General features: G+C 34.8%; 1 protein-coding gene. It reads left to right on the top strand.

Annotated elements, in window-relative coordinates:
* Nucleotides 1-38 precede the first annotated feature (38 nt).
* On the top strand, nt 39-692 hold the full coding sequence (locus tag MMO38_RS16505; protein ID WP_241324189.1) for an IS1595 family transposase: 654 nt from the start codon (nt 39-41) through the stop codon (nt 690-692).
* Nucleotides 693-712 lie beyond the last annotated feature (20 nt).

Here is a 712-nt window from a genome sequence, read left to right as displayed (position 1 = left end):
GGGGCTGTACTAGATTAGCACTATGTTAATCTATGAAAATGAAGCTAACCAATTGTAAATTAAATAAGAAAACTCAGCTTAAACTACTTGAGTTTTTTGTGCTTGAAGTGACAGCTAGATCAGCAGCGGATTTGTTAGAAATACACCCTAATTCTGCTGCTCTTTTCTATACTAAAATTCGTAAGATTATTGCCTATCATTTAGAGCAAGAAGCCCTCGAAATATTTGATGGTGAGATTGAGTTAGATGAGAGTTATTTTGGCGGTACGCGTAAAGGAAAACGAGGTAGGGGTGCTGCGGGTAAAGTTATCGTATTTGGGTTGCTAAAACGAAATAGCAAGGTTTACACCGTCATTGTTCCTGATACTAAATCTGTAACCTTAATGACTGTAATATCTAAAAAAATCACTCCAGATAGCATTGTCTACACAGATCACTGGCATAGCTATAATGCTTTAGATGTTGCAGGATTTAGTCATTATAGAATCAATCATTCAAGCCATTTTGCTGATGGCAAGAATCATATTAATGGAATTGAAAATTTCTGGAATCAGGCAAAAAGAACCTTAAGGAAATACAATGGAATTCCTAAAGATTCTTTTTACTTGTTTATCAAAGAATGTGAGTTTAGATTTAACTATGGTAGTCCTCGACAACAACTAAAAACTTTGAGGTTTTGGACTAAAATTTAAACCTTATCTAGTACAGCCCC

Source organism: Acinetobacter sp. NIPH 1852 (genome assembly GCF_022549455.1).
Taxonomy (GTDB): Bacteria; Pseudomonadota; Gammaproteobacteria; order Pseudomonadales; family Moraxellaceae; genus Acinetobacter.
The sequence above is the reverse complement of the archived record's forward strand: the minus strand, read 5'-3'. Positions and strand labels throughout refer to the sequence as shown.

Bases quoted from the DNA above. Each gene is read 5' to 3' on its own strand.
- MMO38_RS16505 (WP_241324189.1), top strand. From the start codon at position 39: ATGAAGCTAACCAATTGTAAATTAAATAAGAAAACTCAGCTTAAACTA.